The 13587-nt window shown below is 64.6% G+C and carries 18 protein-coding genes; 10 read left to right on the top strand and 8 right to left on the bottom strand.

What is annotated here, in order from left to right:
- Positions 1-14: 14 nt before the first annotated feature.
- The 3 genes from N7607_RS00160 (at position 15) to N7607_RS00150 (ending at position 2389) form a co-directional block, all read left to right on the top strand.
- Positions 15-464 carry a YcgN family cysteine cluster protein gene (locus N7607_RS00160; RefSeq protein ID WP_279865003.1) on the top strand — a complete coding sequence of 150 codons (450 nt, stop codon included), beginning with the start codon at positions 15-17 and terminating at the stop codon, positions 462-464.
- A 58-nt stretch (positions 465-522) separates the two neighbouring features.
- Complete coding sequence (locus N7607_RS00155; RefSeq protein ID WP_279865004.1) at positions 523-1743, top strand: hypothetical protein; 1221 nt, start codon at positions 523-525, stop codon at positions 1741-1743.
- Positions 1744-1849: 106 nt separating this feature from the next.
- Complete coding sequence (locus tag N7607_RS00150) at positions 1850-2389, top strand: hypothetical protein (protein WP_279865005.1); 540 nt, start codon at positions 1850-1852, stop codon at positions 2387-2389.
- A 48-nt stretch (positions 2390-2437) separates the two neighbouring features.
- Here the strand turns inward: N7607_RS00150 and N7607_RS00145 are convergent, their stop codons facing one another.
- On the bottom strand, positions 2438-2791 hold the full coding sequence (locus N7607_RS00145; protein WP_279865006.1) for a YajD family HNH nuclease: 354 nt from the start codon (positions 2789-2791) through the stop codon (positions 2438-2440).
- A gap of 83 nt (positions 2792-2874) precedes the next feature.
- Here N7607_RS00145 and N7607_RS00140 point away from each other — a divergent pair, with 83 nt between their 5' ends.
- Positions 2875-3159 (top strand): hypothetical protein, encoded by a 285-nt coding sequence (locus tag N7607_RS00140; RefSeq protein WP_279865007.1) that lies wholly within the window; start codon positions 2875-2877, stop codon positions 3157-3159.
- A gap of 6 nt (positions 3160-3165) precedes the next feature.
- Here the strand turns inward: N7607_RS00140 and N7607_RS00135 are convergent, their stop codons facing one another.
- The 3 genes from N7607_RS00135 to N7607_RS00125 are packed head-to-tail and all read right to left on the bottom strand — an operon-like array spanning position 3166 to position 7209.
- Positions 3166-4533, bottom strand: coding sequence for a TIGR01777 family oxidoreductase (locus N7607_RS00135; protein WP_279865008.1), 1368 nt, complete (start codon positions 4531-4533; stop codon positions 3166-3168).
- A gap of 14 nt (positions 4534-4547) precedes the next feature.
- Positions 4548-5180 carry a DUF4124 domain-containing protein gene (locus N7607_RS00130; RefSeq protein ID WP_279924007.1) on the bottom strand — a complete coding sequence of 211 codons (633 nt, stop codon included), beginning with the start codon at positions 5178-5180 and terminating at the stop codon, positions 4548-4550.
- On the bottom strand, positions 5167-7209 hold the full coding sequence (locus N7607_RS00125) for a S9 family peptidase (protein WP_279865010.1): 2043 nt from the start codon (positions 7207-7209) through the stop codon (positions 5167-5169). The genes N7607_RS00130 and N7607_RS00125 overlap by 14 nt, the downstream gene beginning before the upstream one ends.
- A 91-nt stretch (positions 7210-7300) precedes the next feature.
- On the opposite strand from N7607_RS00125, the gene N7607_RS00120 reads away from it, so the two are divergent.
- From N7607_RS00120 to N7607_RS00105, 4 genes are read left to right on the top strand one after another with little or no spacing between them, the layout of a single operon-like run.
- Positions 7301-7780 (top strand): MFS transporter, encoded by a 480-nt coding sequence (locus tag N7607_RS00120; RefSeq protein WP_279865011.1) that lies wholly within the window; start codon positions 7301-7303, stop codon positions 7778-7780.
- Positions 7781-7832: 52 nt separating this feature from the next.
- The gene (locus tag N7607_RS00115; protein WP_279865012.1) at positions 7833-8276 is read left to right on the top strand and encodes an HIT family protein; all 444 of its coding nucleotides are present in this window, start codon (positions 7833-7835) and stop codon (positions 8274-8276) included.
- 3 nt (positions 8277-8279) lie between these two features.
- On the top strand, positions 8280-9059 hold the full coding sequence (locus N7607_RS00110) for a class II glutamine amidotransferase (RefSeq protein WP_279865013.1): 780 nt from the start codon (positions 8280-8282) through the stop codon (positions 9057-9059).
- 2 nt (positions 9060-9061) lie between these two features.
- Positions 9062-9595: a DUF2937 family protein gene (locus N7607_RS00105; protein WP_279865014.1), complete on the top strand. Its 534-nt coding sequence runs from the start codon at positions 9062-9064 to the stop codon at positions 9593-9595.
- Between the two features lie 41 nt (positions 9596-9636).
- Here N7607_RS00105 and N7607_RS00100 read toward each other — a convergent pair whose 3' ends face one another.
- From N7607_RS00100 to N7607_RS00085, 4 genes are all read right to left on the bottom strand, one after another.
- Positions 9637-10131, bottom strand: coding sequence for a PaaI family thioesterase (locus N7607_RS00100; protein ID WP_279865015.1), 495 nt, complete (start codon positions 10129-10131; stop codon positions 9637-9639).
- Between the two features lie 84 nt (positions 10132-10215).
- Positions 10216-11394 carry a VWA domain-containing protein gene (locus N7607_RS00095; protein ID WP_279865016.1) on the bottom strand — a complete coding sequence of 393 codons (1179 nt, stop codon included), beginning with the start codon at positions 11392-11394 and terminating at the stop codon, positions 10216-10218.
- Between the two features lie 32 nt (positions 11395-11426).
- Positions 11427-11822 carry a GFA family protein gene (locus N7607_RS00090; RefSeq protein WP_279865017.1) on the bottom strand — a complete coding sequence of 132 codons (396 nt, stop codon included), beginning with the start codon at positions 11820-11822 and terminating at the stop codon, positions 11427-11429.
- A gap of 73 nt (positions 11823-11895) precedes the next feature.
- Positions 11896-12741 (bottom strand): MoxR family ATPase, encoded by an 846-nt coding sequence (locus tag N7607_RS00085; RefSeq protein ID WP_279865018.1) that lies wholly within the window; start codon positions 12739-12741, stop codon positions 11896-11898.
- Positions 12742-12974: 233 nt separating this feature from the next.
- On the opposite strand from N7607_RS00085, the gene N7607_RS00080 reads away from it, so the two are divergent.
- On the top strand, positions 12975-13364 hold the full coding sequence (locus N7607_RS00080; RefSeq protein WP_279865019.1) for a hypothetical protein: 390 nt from the start codon (positions 12975-12977) through the stop codon (positions 13362-13364).
- Between the two features lie 9 nt (positions 13365-13373).
- Complete coding sequence (locus N7607_RS00075) at positions 13374-13574, top strand: helix-turn-helix transcriptional regulator (protein WP_279865020.1); 201 nt, start codon at positions 13374-13376, stop codon at positions 13572-13574.
- Positions 13575-13587: the final 13 nt, after the last annotated feature.

The following is a 13587-nucleotide window of genomic DNA, read 5'->3' as shown; positions in this document are numbered from 1 at the left end:
GCTGTACTCATCCCATGGCCGCTCTCGTTCAACCCTTCTGGAAACGCAAGACCCTCGCCCAGCTCGACCAGGACGAGTGGGAGTCGCTGTGCGACGGCTGCGGCCTGTGCTGCCTGCAGAAGCTGGAAGACGAGGACGACGGCAGCGTCTACTACACGCGCATCGCCTGCAAACTGCTGGACCTGAAGACCTGCCGCTGCAGCGATTACCCCAATCGCCGCGCCCAGGTGCCGGACTGCGTGCAGCTCACCCCGGCCCAGGCCGACGAGTTCAAGTGGCTGCCGCCGACCTGCGGCTATCGCCTGGTCAGCGAGGGCAAGGACCTGCCGCTCTGGCATCATCTGGTCTGCGGCGATCCCGATGCCGTGCACCACGAACGCATTTCCCAGTCCGGGCGCATGCTTGCCGAAGGCAGCGTGGCCGAGGAAGACTGGGAGGATCATCTGATCTTCCGCGCCGGTTGAGCCTTTCCCCTCCGGCGCGGGTCCAAGGTTGCTCAACCCCATCGCATGGAGCCTTTCGATGCCCGCCCGCAAGCTGCTGACCGCCACCCTCCTGCTCGGCCTGAGCGCGCCCCTGTGGGCGGCCAAGCGTGTTGACCTGGATTACCAGGTGCGCTTCGTGCCGGACAGCGACGTGGCCGAAGTCAGCCTGACCCTGGAGCAGGGCGACCTGATCCGCAGCCTGACCTTCGACCTGGGCGACAAGGGCTACTACAGCGACTTCAGCGCCGGAGGCTCCTGGACCCAGGACAGCCCCGAGCGCGGCACCTGGCAGCCGGGCAAAGGCAAGAGCAACCTGAGCTACAAGGTGCGCATCGACCACCCGCGCAGCAATGACAAGTTCGACGCACGCATGACCGAGGACTGGGTACTGGTGCGTGGCGATGACCTGGTGCCTAGCGCGCACATGGTCAAGGACGACAAGGTCGAACTGGTCTCGCGTCTGCAGTTCGTCCTACCCAAGGGCTGGAACGGTGTCGAGACCGGCTGGCCCAAGGTCGGCGAGAACAAGTTCCGCATCGACAACCCGGCGCGCAAGTTCGACCGCCCCACGGGCTGGATCCTGGCCGGCAAGATCGGCAGCCGCCGCGCCCAGCTCGGCGACACCGACGTGACCGTGGCCGCACCGGTGGGCGAGGGCATGCGCCGCATGGACATCCTGACGCTGCTGACCTTCATCTGGCCCGAGGCCCAGTCGGTGTTCCCGCGCGACCCGGGCAAGCTGCTCATCGTCGGCGCCGGCGATCCCATGTGGCGCGGCGGCCTGTCGGCGCCCAACTCGATCTTCTTCCACGCCGAGCGCCCGCTGGTCAGCGAGAACGGCACCAGCTCCCTGGTGCACGAGCTGGTCCACGTGTTCAGCCGCATCCGCGACACCGACAGGAGCGACTGGATTAGCGAGGGCCTGGCCGAGTACTACGCCATCGAGTTGGTACGCCGCGCCGGTGGCATGAGCGAGGACCGCTACCAGGCCATCCGCAAGAAGCTGGTGAGCTGGAGCAAGAAGGTCGAGAGCCTGCGCACCGAGGCCTCCACCGGTCCGGTCACCGCTCGGGCCGTGCTGCTGATGCAGGAGCTGGACCGCGAGATCCGCAAGAACACCGACAACCAGCGTTCTCTGGACGACGTCACCCGCGGTCTGATGCGCCTGGACAAGGCCAGCACCAAGGACTTCATCGAGATCAGCGAGAACGTCATGGGCCGTGGCTCGGAAGTGCTGGACAGCAAACTCCTACGCTGATCGCCACGCCGGGCCCGTCGTCATGCAACTGACACGGGCCCTTCATCCGTCCGTCATGCAATTGCGGCAACTTGCTCGGCCATTACAACAGCCATCAGGAGTTGCCATGTCCATCCTCAAACCGTTGTCCATCGCCATGCTGGCCGCGACCCTCGCCGCCTGCGCCGCGCCCATGTCGGCGTCCATTCCGGAGCCGTTGAACAACGAGGACTGGTATCAGGTGCGTAGCGAAACCCAGGTATTTGTCTTCGACGATTACCAGGTGTTCAAGGACTTCCTCGTCACCGGCCAGGCCCCGGTCCTGCGGCCGCTGGAGGAAAAAGATCCGGCAGGCCAGGAAGTCATCCTGGCTCTGCGTGCCGAGGATCAGGGCAAGGCCCTGGACAAGATTGCCGCCTACCGTTTCTTCAAGGTCTCGCAGGTACCGGCCGACCCGTTCTACGGTGAGGTACGTCAGGACGGCAGCATCTACGTGTTCAAGCGCTATGGCGACATGCAGGACATGATCAAGCTGGGCGAGCCGATCTTCCGCTACACCGACATCGGCGGCGGTCCGGAAGGCAAGACCGTGACCTACGGTCTGCAGAAGGAAGAGGGGCGTCCGGAAAGCACCATTCAGCAGTTCAAGAAGAACCACATGCTCTGATCGATCAGAGCCAGGACAGCGCCCGCTCTTGCAGCGGGCGTTTTCGTTTCAGGCTCCGGGCTTGCTCTTCAGCAGCGCCTCTAGGCCGGCCAGGGCCTTGTGGGTGACCTTGCTGCCGGAGCCGGCCACGGCCGCTTCCTCCTTCTGGTAGTGCAGATCCACCTGGCGCTGGTGTTCGTTGTCGTGGCAGTACAGGCACAGCAGCTCCCAGTTGGAGCCGTCTTCCGGGTTGTTGTCGTGGTTGTGGTCGCGGTGATGCACGGTCAGCTCGCTCAGGCGCTTGCCACTGAACTCGCGGCCGCAGCGCCCGCAGATATGCGGGTACATCCTCAGCGCCTTCTCGCGGTAACTGGTCTCGCGCCGGTGCTGGGCTTCGGCGAGGATCTGGTCGAGCTTGTTCATGAAAGTACCTGCGGTCGGCTGGCGAACTACTGGATAGCGAGACTGCCAGAATAGAACGAAAGCCGACATCGCTGGAGCCGCCGATGCGCCACGTATCGTTCGTCCTGATCCTGGCATTGAGCCTGAGCGCCCAGGCCCAGCCGCCGGGCCTGCCCGGCACCGCCACGCCGCAACCCTACGGCAAGCCCGAGGTGCGCAGCATCACCCCAGCACCGCGCAACACCCCGCCACTGCTGGTCAACCCCCAGCGTCCGCGTACGCCCCTGTCGGCGCCGCGAGCGCTACCCAGAGACAAACCGCTGCCGCAGCTGGAGAGCCAACGGCGCAGCCAGCAACAGCATCCGGCCGAGTCTATCGGCAAGCCGTGAGCCGGCTCAGCGAGCGGCAGTCAGCTGGCGCAAGGCGATTGCCAGTTCCGGATAGCGGAATGCATAGCCATGTTCGAGCAGCTTGGCGGGCAGGACGCGCTGTCCGCTTAGCAGCACTTCGTCGGCCATCTCGCCCACCAACATTCGCACCAGAAGTGTTGGCACCCGAACGCTGATCAGGGCGCTGGGAAGCTGCCGCTTCAAAAGGGTACAGAACCCAGCATGGGTTACCGGCTCTGGCGCAGTGAGGTTGATCGGCCCCTGGATGTTCGGATTGGCCAGTAGGAAGACGCAGATATCCAACACGTCGTGCAGATGGATCCAAGGCATCCATTGCTGTCCATTTCCCAATTGGGCAGCTACGCCCAGATCAAAAGAGCGACGTAGTTCCTGTAGCGGTCCGCCGTCGCGCCCAAGTACCACGCCAATACGCAGCAGACAGACGCGTACCCCAAATGCTTCCATCTGCCGAGCGCGCTCCTCCCATTGAGCGCAGAGCTGGTGAGAGAAACAGCTGCGCGCCGCACTGTTTTCGTCCAACTCTTCATCCTGCCAATGGCCGTAATAACCCACAGCGGAGCCGTTGAGCAGTACATCGGGTTTGTGTTCGAGGCGTTGCACTAGGCTCAGCAGGGCATCGGTGGTGGTGAGCCGGCTTTGTAGGAAACGCCGCTTGCGTTCTTCATTCCAGCGCGACTCGGCCAATGGCTCGCCGGCCAGGTTGATGATGCAGTCGATGCGCTCGTCGCTGGCAATCTGTTCGAGGCTGGTCAGGCAGGTGATACGGCCACGGATATGGCGCACGTTGGCCAGATCGCGAGTCAGTACAAGCACGTCGTGCCCCGCCTGGCTCAGCGAGCTGGCCAGCGGGCTGCCGATAAAGCCGCTGCCGCCGGTCAGCAGAATCCGCAGGCGACGCGCCGGTGGATGGCGCAGTTGCAATACGGTTTCTCTTTCAAGCATGCGAGGTTGCAGAAATACCAGCGGAATGGCGATCGACAGCACCGCCGCCGTGTTGAGATAGGCATGCCATAGCAGCCCGAAATACAGTGAGATCGCACTGTCCAGCAGGCACCAGACCAGCAGCGCGGCGAAGATCGCCGGCTTGATCTGGCGGTGGCCATGTTCGCGATAGAGGAATACCAGCAGGCTGAACAACAGACCCCAACTCGCCACCGTCGGCCCGAACAGACCGACCATGGTGCGCAGCAGCGTCTGGAATTCGGCCGGCGGCGGTGCAGTAGCGACGCTGGCGTACAGGTAATCGAAGTAGGGCTGGGTGACAGGCAGATGGGCGGCGAAGGCCAGGGCTATGCCGAGTGCCACATGACCGAGGCCGACCAGTAGTAGCCAGCGATAGAGCAGGTTCTGCATGGGCTTTGCTCGGTTTACAGGTTCTTGAGCGCTGCTTCGAGGGCGCCTGAGCAGACCATGATGCCGGCGCCGCGGGACAAGCACTCGAAGCGTTCGCGATCCTTGCCTTCGCTGGCCATGCAGTTCTGCATGGTGATGTGCTTCTTCACCTCACCCAACGCCTCTATCGCTTGTTTATGCTGGTCGGCGTTGATCTTGCCGGCCTGCTTGCGCTCGCCGGCTATTCCCTTGAGGTTGGGGATATCGATGCCGGTCCAGCGAATCGCTTCGCTGCACATTTCCCGCTGCGACGGGGCTTTGTCTTCGGAGGCTTCGGCAGTGCTGTTACCTAGACCTGCATCCATGTCTTGTTCGCTCTCGACTACTGCAGGCTGCTGTCCATCGCTGCTGTATCCTTGGCGGATCTCAACCGTCTCGACCGGCTGTACAGGCGTAGGGGGCTGACTGCCAAAGTGCTTCTGGCCGTTCTCGTCTACCCAGGTGTAGACCTGGGCCTGCAATGGGAGGGCGCAGAGCAGCAACAGCGCTGGGAGAAACTTGTGGCCAGGCATTCTGTAATTCCTTTTCTCAGAGTGAGCGGCAATACGCACTGCGCGCACGATAAACAGGCTTGAGGGTGTTGCCAAGCCAAGTTCAGCTTGGGGCAATCCCCAGTACCTTGAGCAAAAACGCATATTCCAGCGCCACGTCCTTGAGTGCCTGGTAGCGCCCGCTCATGCCGCCGTGGCCGGCGCCGAGGTCGGTCTTGAGCAGCAGCAGGTTGGCATCGGTGCGGGTGGCGCGCAGCTTGGCCACCCACTTTGCCGCTTCCCAGTACTGCACGCGGCTGTCGTTGTAGCCGGCCACGGCGAGGATCGCCGGATAGGCCTGGGCACGCACGTTCTCGTACGGTGCATAGCCTTTGATGCGCTCGAATACTTCGGGCTGGTTCGGGTCGCCCCATTCGTCGTACTCGGTGACGGTCAGCGGCAGGTCGGGGTTCTGCATGGTGTTGAGCACGTCGACGAAGGGCACTTCGGCGATGGCTGCGGCGAACAGTTCGGGCCGCTGATTGAGCACGGCACCGATCAGCAGGCCGCCGGCGCTGCCGCCGCTGATCACCAGCTGTGTAGGAGTACTGAGACCGTCGCCGAGCAGCTTCTCGGCGCAGGCGATAAAGTCGCCGAAGCTGTTCTGCTTGTGTTCCAGTTTGCCGGCGCGGTACCAGGCCTCGCCCAGCTCGCCGCCGCCACGCACATGGGCAATGGCGTAGACGAAGCCGCGCTCCAGCAGGCTCAGGCGCGCGTGGCTGAACCAGGGGTCGAGGCTCTCGCCATAGGCGCCATAGCCATACAGATAGAGCGGCGCGGGTTGGCCGGCGGCCAGCACTTCCTTGCGCGCCACCAGGCTGATCGGTACCTGGGTGCCATCGGCAGCCGTGGCCCACAGGCGACGACTTTCATAGGCGTCGGCATCGAACGGGCCTTCCACCGGGGTCTGCTTGAGCACTTTCTGCTCGCCGCTGGCCAGTTCCAGCTGGCGCACCTGGGCCGGGCGGTTGAGCGCTTCGTAGCGCAGGCGGATTGCCGGGCTGTGGAATTCCAGGCTGTCCTGCACGTAGAGGCTGTAGGCAGCGTCCGGCAGCTGCACGGGGTAGGGCGTGGCGGACTGTGGATGGACTTCGATGATTGGCAGGCCGCCCTCGCGCAGGCTGAGGACGAAGGCGTCCTGGTTGAGTGTGACGCCCTCCAGCATGCGCCGTTCGTCGTGGCCGATCAGCTCGCGCCAGTGCTCGCGGGTCGGTTGTGCCCCGCTGGCGGCGTACAGGGCGAAGTTGATGCCTGCCTGGTTGCTGCGCACGAACCAGGTCCACTCGCTGTCCAGCAGGCCGTGATCGACGTCGTACTCATGATCCTCCTGGCGTGGCGCCAGGCAGCGGAACTCACCCTGCGGAGTGTTGGCATCCAGCACCCAGGCCTCGCTGGTGGTCTTGCTGCCCAGGCTCAGCACCAACTGGCGCTCGGAGCTGCTGCGGTAGCAACTGAGGAAGAAGCGGCCGTCGGCCTCTTCGAATATCAGCTCGGCACCTGCGTCGCCGAGCCTGTGGCGATACAGACGATGCGGGCGATGGGTGTCGTCCAGGGTGACGAAGAACAGGGTCTGGCTGTCGCCGGCCCAGGTCATCTGGCCGTCGCAGTCGTCGAACGGCAGCTCGCGCAACGCGCCGCTGTCCAGTTCCTTGACGAACAACCGGTAGATCTCGTCGCCAGCGGTATCCAGGCTGTAACCGAGCAGGCGGTGGTCCGGGCTGACGGTGAAGGCGCCGAGTGACAGGTAGCCGTCGCCGGCCAGGGCGTTGGGGTCGAGCAGCAGCTGTTCGGTGCTATCGTCCACCGTCAGCGAGCCATCGGCCGGGCGCGGGCAGCGGTAGTGGCGCGGGTACTCGTCGCCGGCCGTGGTGCGCTGGTAGTACAGCCACGGGCCCCAGGGCACCGGCAGGGACAGGTCGGTCTCGCGGATGCGGCCCTTTATCTCCTGGAACAGTGCCTCGCGCAGCTCGGCCTGGTCGGCCAGCTGCTGCTCCAGGTAGGCGTTCTCGGCCTTGAGGTGGTCGAGCACCTCGGCAGCGTCACGCTGTTCCAGCCAGCGGTAGGGGTCGGAACCGCTGTCGCGGCGGGCGATGGGGGCGTCGGTCATGATCGTTCTCGTTCGGGCGACCGCAGGGAGGTCGGGGGGCGCAAAAGCCGTTATCATAAGCGCCCCTTTGCCGGCCAAGCCACGAAACGCCATGACCGAACAAGACTATCTGCTCGCCTGGGGCATCTACGCCATCTCGGCGCTGGGCTGCCTGCTGGTGTGGTTCCGCATGACCGGCTGGATGTGGCGCTGGCTGCGCGAACCGCTGCGCGTGATCGTGGCAGTGCTGCTGCTAACGCCGACCATCGTCGATCCGGCCAAGGAGCTGTTCGCTCCCGCCATCGCCATCACCGCCCTCGATCTGCTGTTCGAAGTGGGCAAGAACGTCTGGCGCGCGGTGGCCGACCTGGCCATCTACGGGCTGATCGCTCTCGGTGTGTGGCTGGCTTTCGCCTTCCTGCGTTGGCCGCTGGAGCGCTGGTGGGAAAATCGCCAGGGGCCGCGTACGCCTGCCATGGAAGAAGACGAGCCGACCCTGCGCGAGCTGATGGACCGCGAAGAGCGTCCCGACGCCGATACCCGCCTGGATGCCTACGGCGACCGCCGCCTGCGCATCGAACCGCGTCTCTAGTTGCATGTCGAGCGGCGTGCGCTAGCATGGCCGCATGCGACAAGGAGAGCCCATGAGCTGCGTGTTCTGCGCCATCGCCGACGGCCAACTGCCGGCCCACATCATTCATCAGGACGAACATTTCCTGGTGCTGCTGGATATCTTCCCGCTGCGCCCGGCCCACGTGCTGATCGTCGCCAAGGGTCATGCGCCCTTCCTGAGCGACTTGCCGGTCCAGCCGCGCGATGCCCTGCTGGCCCTGGCGGATCGCCTGGCCAAGGCGCTCTATCGCAGCGAGCCCGACGTGCTGGGCATCAACCTGCTGCTCAACGACGGCCCGGTGGCCAACCAGCACGTGCCGCACCTGCACCTGCACCTGATTCCGCGCCGTAACGGCGACCTGCCGGCGCTGTGCTGGCGCATCCTCACGCGCTTTCTGCCGCTCGGGCGCAAGCGCATCGAGGCGCGCCTGGCGCTCGAGGCCGAGCGATTGCGCGCGGCGCTGCAGGAGGCCTGAGCCATGTGCGAGCTGCTCGGCATGAGCGCCAACGTGCCCACCGACATCGTCTTCAGCTTCACCGGCCTGATGCAGCGCGGCGGCGGGACCGGCCCGCACCGTGATGGCTGGGGCATCGCCTTCTACGAGGGGCGTGGCTTGCGCCTGTTCCAGGACCCGGCGGCCAGTGTCGGTTCGGAAGTGGCCAAGCTGGTGCAGCGTTACCCGATCAAGAGCGAGACGGTGATCGGCCATATCCGCCAGGCCAATGTCGGCCGGGTGTGCCTGGCCAATACCCATCCTTTTGTGCGCGAGCTGTGGGGGCGCAACTGGTGCTTCGCCCACAACGGCCAGCTGACCGATTTCGCGCCGACCTTCGATTTCTACCGTCCGGTCGGCGATACCGACAGCGAGGCGGCCTTCTGCGACCTGCTCAACCGCGTGCGCGGCGCTTTCCCCGAGCCGGTGCCGGTGGAGGTGCTGCTGCCTGTGCTGATCCAGGCGGCCCAGGACTATCGCGGCAAGGGCGTGTTCAACTGCCTGCTCAGCGACGGCGACTGGCTGTTCTGCTTCTGCTCGACCAAGCTGGCGCAGATCACCCGCCGTGCGCCCTTCGGCCCGGCGCGGCTGAAGGATGCGGACCTGACGGTGGACTTCCAGGCGGAAACCACGCCGAACGATGTGGTGACGGTGATCGCCACCGAGCCGTTGACCGATAACGAGCGCTGGAACCTGTTCCAGCCGGGGGAATGGAGCCTGTGGCGCCGCGGCGAACGCGTCGCCCATGGGCAGATGGGGGAGTGAGGATGTTCAGAGGTTACTTGCGTCTCGTGGTGTTCGCCTTCGGCCTGCTGGTCGGTGTGCAGGTGCCGGGCTTCGTCGACGACTACGCCAAGCGCGTGGCCGCCCACCGCGCCGAGTCCGAGGAGAGCCTGCTGGGCTTCCGCGAGACTGCCGCGAAGTTCTTCAAGGGCGACCTCAACGCCCTGGTCGCCCACTATCGGGCCAGTACCGATGAGGTGATGCGCAGCGACGCCGACAGCATCGGCCATCTGGTGGCCCGCTCCGAGCTGCTGGAGGGCGAGTGGCTGGCCATGCAGGGCCCCTGGTATGCGCAGATCTGGCATCTGGGTACCGCTGCCGACCAGGCCTTGCTGCAGGAAACCTACGACGCCTACACCTACCAGGTGCTGCTGGCGCCCCAGGCGATCTACTGGGGCCTGGGTGTGGGTCTGGTGCTGGCCTGGTTGGCCGAGCTGCTCGCCCTGGGCATCGGCTGGACCGTCGGCATCGGTCGCAAGCACAAGACCATCGCTTACGAGAAGCGCCACTGGCGCTAAATGAAAAAGGCCCCGCGAGGGGCCTTTTTGTTGGGCTTCGATCAGGCCGGCTTGGCGTGGGCCTGGGTCGCCAGTTGGCTGGTGTCCACGCGCACGAACACCGAGTCACCGATGGCGGTCAGCACGTCACCGGCATACACCTCGCAGATCACCCGGGTCTTGCGCCCTGGCTCGCCGTCGATGCGTGCACGCAACTGCAGCGGCACGCCCATGGGTGTCGGCTTGATGAACTTGATGCCGAGGTTGCCGGTGACGCACTCGATGCGCGGCAGGCTGCCGGGCTCGCGGCCTTCTGCGCGGTAGTGGTAGGCCATGGCGGCCCAGTTCGAATGGCAGTCCACCAGCATGGCGATCAGCCCGCCGTAGACCAGCTCCGGCCAGCCGCAGTGCATGGGGTCGGGCAGGTGTTCGGCCACCACGTGCACACCGTCTTCGTGCCAGCGGCTCTTGATGTGCAGGCCGTGGGGATTGCGGCTGCCACAGCCGTAACAGACGCCGTCCGGTGCGGCGGCGTCCTGCAGGGAATGGTCTTGCATGATCGGCTCGTTGCGAAGGGATAACGCGCCAAGCCTAACGGCTTTCGCCCCAAAGCAGAACGGGCCTCAGGGGCCCGTTCGTTGTCACTTGGAGAGGAAGCGCATCCCTTCCTCGAGGCCCCGCAGCGTCAGCGGGTGCATCTGGTCGTTGATCAGCTCGCGCATGATGTTGGTCGACGCGGTGTAGCCCCAGGCGTCCTTGGGATAGGGGTTGATCCAGATGAGCTTCTTGTACTTCTCCATGAAGCGCTTGATCCACACATACCCGGCTTCCTCGTTCCAGTGCTCCACGCTGCCGCCGGGCTGGGTGATCTCGTAGGGCGCCATGGCGGCGTCGCCGACGAAGATGATTTTCCAGTCCGGGCCGTACTTATGCAGCAGGTCGAGGGTGGAGAAGCGTTCGCTGGTGCGGCGCAGGTTGTTCTTCCACACGCTCTCGTAGACGCAGTTGTGGAAGTAGAAGTACTCGAGGTGCTTGAACTCGGTCTTGCAGGCCGAGAACAGCTCCTCGCAGACCTTGATGTGCGCGTCCATCGAGCCGCCGATATCGAACAGCAACAGCAGCTTCACCGTGTTGCGCCGTTCCGGGCGCATCTGGATGTTGAGCAGGCCGCCGTCCTTGGCCGTGTGGTCGATGGTGCCGCCGAGGTCGAATTCTTCCGCGGCGCCCTCGCGGGCGAACTTGCGCAGGCGGCGCAGGGCCACCTTGATGTTGCGCGTGCCCAGCTCGACCTGGTCGTCGAGGTTCTTGTATTCGCGTTGGTCCCACACCTTGGCGGCCTTGCCCTGGCGCTTGCCGGCGTCGCCGACGCGGATGCCTTCCGGGTTGTAGCCGCCGGAGCCGAACGGGCTGGTGCCGCCGGTGCCGATCCACTTGTTGCCGCCGGCGTGGCGTTCCTTCTGCTCTTCGAGGCGCTTCTTGAACTCCTCGATCAGCTTGTCCAGGCCGCCGAGGGACTGGATCTGCGCGCGTTCCTCGTCGGTCAGGTGGCGCTCGAATTCCTTGCGCAGCCATTCGTCGGGGATCATGGTCTCGAGGAAGTCGTCGAGCTTCTCCAGGCCCTTGAAGTAGGCGGCGAAGGCGCGGTCGAACTTGTCGAAGTGGCGCTCGTCCTTGACCATCACCGTGCGGGCGAGGAAGTAGAACTCGTCCATGTCGGCGAAGATCACGTGCTGCTTCAGCGCGTTGATCAGGTCGAGCAGCTCGCGCACCGAGACCGGAACCTTGGCCGCGCGCATTTCATTGAACAGGTTGAGCAGCATGGCTGCACCCTCGTCTGTTTATCTGTGAGGCCTCAGGAGCTTCGTTCCTGAGGCAGGCCGTCGGCGATGGCGTACCAGTCGGCCTTGGATTCGCAATAGATGTGTTTCTGCGGCACCTGGCCCAGCGGCGTGTCCAGCGTGCCCAGGGCGATGCCGACCGTTTCCGGGTTGGCGTGGTCGCTGTACCACTGCAAGGTGGCGCCGCACTGGCGGCAGAAGGTCCGGGTCACGCCGGGGGAGGAGTGGTAGCGGGCTACCGATTCCTCGCCGGCGGTCCAGCGGAAGCTGCTCCAGGGCACGTTGCCGTAGCTGCCGAACGCCGCGCCATGGGCCTTGCGGCACTGGCTGCAATGGCAATGGCTGGCGGATTCGATGGGCGCATCGAGCTGATACTTCACTGCGCCGCACAGGCAGCTGCCGCTATGCATGCTGGATACCTCTTGCGTGGGCTGGGCTTCCCTCACCCCGGCCCTCTCCCGGAGGGAGAGGGTGAACGATGGCTCAGCGGCTGGCGCGGCGGCTCATGAAGGCCAGGCGCTCGAGCAGCTGTACGTCCTGCTCGTTCTTCACCAGGGCGCCGGCCAGCGGTGGGATGGCCTTGGTCGGATCGCGCTCGCGCAGCACGGCTTCGCCGATATTGTCGGCCATCAGCAGCTTCAGCCAGTCGACGAGCTCGCTGGTGGACGGCTTCTTCTTCAGGCCCGGCACCTTGCGCACGTCGAAGAACACGTCGAGGGCCTCGGCAACCAGTTCGCCGCTGATGTTCGGGTAGTGCACGTCGACGATCCGCTTGAGGGTGTCGCGGTCCGGGAAGGCGATGTAGTGGAAGAAGCAGCGGCGCAGGAAGGCGTCCGGCAGTTCCTTCTCGTTGTTCGAGGTGATGATGATGATCGGGCGCTGCTTGGCCTTAATCGTCTCGTCGGTCTCGTAAACGTAGAACTCCATCTTGTCGAGTTCTTGCAGCAGGTCGTTGGGGAACTCGATGTCGGCCTTGTCGATCTCGTCGATCAGCAGGATCACCCGCTCCTCGGACTCGAAGGCCTCCCACAGCTTGCCCTTCTTGATGTAGTTGCGAACGTCGTGGACCTTCTCCGAGTTCAGCTGCGAGTCGCGCAGGCGGCTGACCGCGTCGTACTCGTACAGGCCCTGGTGGGCCTTGGTGGTGGACTTGATGTGCCAGGTGATCAGTTTGGCGCCGAAGGCGGCGGACAGTTGCTCGGCCAGCATGGTCTTGCCGGTACCCGGCTCGCCCTTGACCAGCAGCGGGCGCTGCAGGGTGATGGCGGCGTTGACCGCGAGCTTGAGGTCGTCGGTGGCGACGTAGGACTGGGTGCCTTCGAACTTCATCTGCAAATCCTCGAACGACCGCGCCACGGGGCGCTGCCGGCTGGTTCGGTAGTGACTGAAGCCCCGACTATAACGCGCGCGGCGGGGGACTGTGAACGCAGACGCGCCATTCAGTCACTGAATGGCGGGTCAGGCTGGGAAATGGCCAAAAAGCCGCTCGAATGACAAGCGAGCTTTACATTTTGAAAGATCGAGTGTTAAGTTTGCTTGACATCGGATCTGGAGCTGCCGCCATGAACATCGCTTCTCGTCGCTATATCGTTTCCTGCTCGTCACTGATGCTGGTGTATGCCGCGCTGGTTGCCCTGATCAGCTGGGGCGTGGACTTGCAGCAACTGCCCTACGCCCTGCGAGTGGTCGCCGCAGCTTCGCCGGCAATACCGCTGCTGGCTTCGCTGTATGTGTTCGACCGCTACATCCGCAGCGAGCCGGACGAGTTCCTGCGTTTCCTGATGTCGCGTGCCGCGCTGCTGGCTGGCGGGGCGGTGGTCGGCCTGCTCACGGCCTGGGGCTTTCTCGAGCAATACGCTGGTTGGCCGCGCTTCTCTCTGATCATGGCGTTCCCCACTTTCTGGGCTGCCTATGCCCTCACATCCATCCTGGTGCGTTGGCGTTACGCCTGAGGAGCCGCCATGCACAACCGCCTGAGGGAACTGCGTGCCGAGCGGGCCTGGAGCCAGTCCGAACTGGCCCAGCGGCTGGAGGTGTCGCGGCAGAGCGTAAATGCCATCGAGACCGGCAAGTACGACCCGAGCCTGCCGCTGGCGTTTCGCATCGCCAGGGTGTTCGGGCTGCCCATCGAGTCGATCTTCAATGATGAGTTGCAGAGTTGATCTTTGCCGCTCA

This window comes from Pseudomonas sp. GD04019 (assembly GCF_029837695.1).
Taxonomy (GTDB): domain Bacteria; phylum Pseudomonadota; class Gammaproteobacteria; order Pseudomonadales; family Pseudomonadaceae; genus Aquipseudomonas.
Note: the sequence above shows the minus strand (reverse complement) of the source record. Positions and strands in the feature narration are given on the sequence as shown.

Excerpts from the sequence above, each read along its gene's own strand:
- N7607_RS00160 (WP_279865003.1), top strand. The coding sequence starts at position 15 with ATGGCCGCTCTCGTTCAACCCTTCTGGAAACGCAAGACCCTCGCCCAG.
- N7607_RS00155 (WP_279865004.1), top strand. The coding sequence starts at position 523 with ATGCCCGCCCGCAAGCTGCTGACCGCCACCCTCCTGCTCGGCCTGAGC.
- N7607_RS00150 (WP_279865005.1), top strand. The coding sequence starts at position 1,850 with ATGTCCATCCTCAAACCGTTGTCCATCGCCATGCTGGCCGCGACCCTC.
- N7607_RS00145 (WP_279865006.1), bottom strand. The coding sequence starts at position 2,791 with ATGAACAAGCTCGACCAGATCCTCGCCGAAGCCCAGCACCGGCGCGAG.
- N7607_RS00140 (WP_279865007.1), top strand. The coding sequence starts at position 2,875 with ATGCGCCACGTATCGTTCGTCCTGATCCTGGCATTGAGCCTGAGCGCC.
- N7607_RS00135 (WP_279865008.1), bottom strand. The coding sequence starts at position 4,533 with ATGCAGAACCTGCTCTATCGCTGGCTACTACTGGTCGGCCTCGGTCAT.
- N7607_RS00125 (WP_279865010.1), bottom strand. The coding sequence starts at position 7,209 with ATGACCGACGCCCCCATCGCCCGCCGCGACAGCGGTTCCGACCCCTAC.
- N7607_RS00120 (WP_279865011.1), top strand. The coding sequence starts at position 7,301 with ATGACCGAACAAGACTATCTGCTCGCCTGGGGCATCTACGCCATCTCG.
- N7607_RS00115 (WP_279865012.1), top strand. The coding sequence starts at position 7,833 with ATGAGCTGCGTGTTCTGCGCCATCGCCGACGGCCAACTGCCGGCCCAC.
- N7607_RS00110 (WP_279865013.1), top strand. The coding sequence starts at position 8,280 with ATGTGCGAGCTGCTCGGCATGAGCGCCAACGTGCCCACCGACATCGTC.
- N7607_RS00105 (WP_279865014.1), top strand. The coding sequence starts at position 9,062 with ATGTTCAGAGGTTACTTGCGTCTCGTGGTGTTCGCCTTCGGCCTGCTG.
- N7607_RS00100 (WP_279865015.1), bottom strand. The coding sequence starts at position 10,131 with ATGCAAGACCATTCCCTGCAGGACGCCGCCGCACCGGACGGCGTCTGT.
- N7607_RS00095 (WP_279865016.1), bottom strand. The coding sequence starts at position 11,394 with ATGCTGCTCAACCTGTTCAATGAAATGCGCGCGGCCAAGGTTCCGGTC.
- N7607_RS00090 (WP_279865017.1), bottom strand. The coding sequence starts at position 11,822 with ATGCATAGCGGCAGCTGCCTGTGCGGCGCAGTGAAGTATCAGCTCGAT.
- N7607_RS00085 (WP_279865018.1), bottom strand. The coding sequence starts at position 12,741 with ATGAAGTTCGAAGGCACCCAGTCCTACGTCGCCACCGACGACCTCAAG.
- N7607_RS00080 (WP_279865019.1), top strand. The coding sequence starts at position 12,975 with ATGAACATCGCTTCTCGTCGCTATATCGTTTCCTGCTCGTCACTGATG.
- N7607_RS00075 (WP_279865020.1), top strand. The coding sequence starts at position 13,374 with ATGCACAACCGCCTGAGGGAACTGCGTGCCGAGCGGGCCTGGAGCCAG.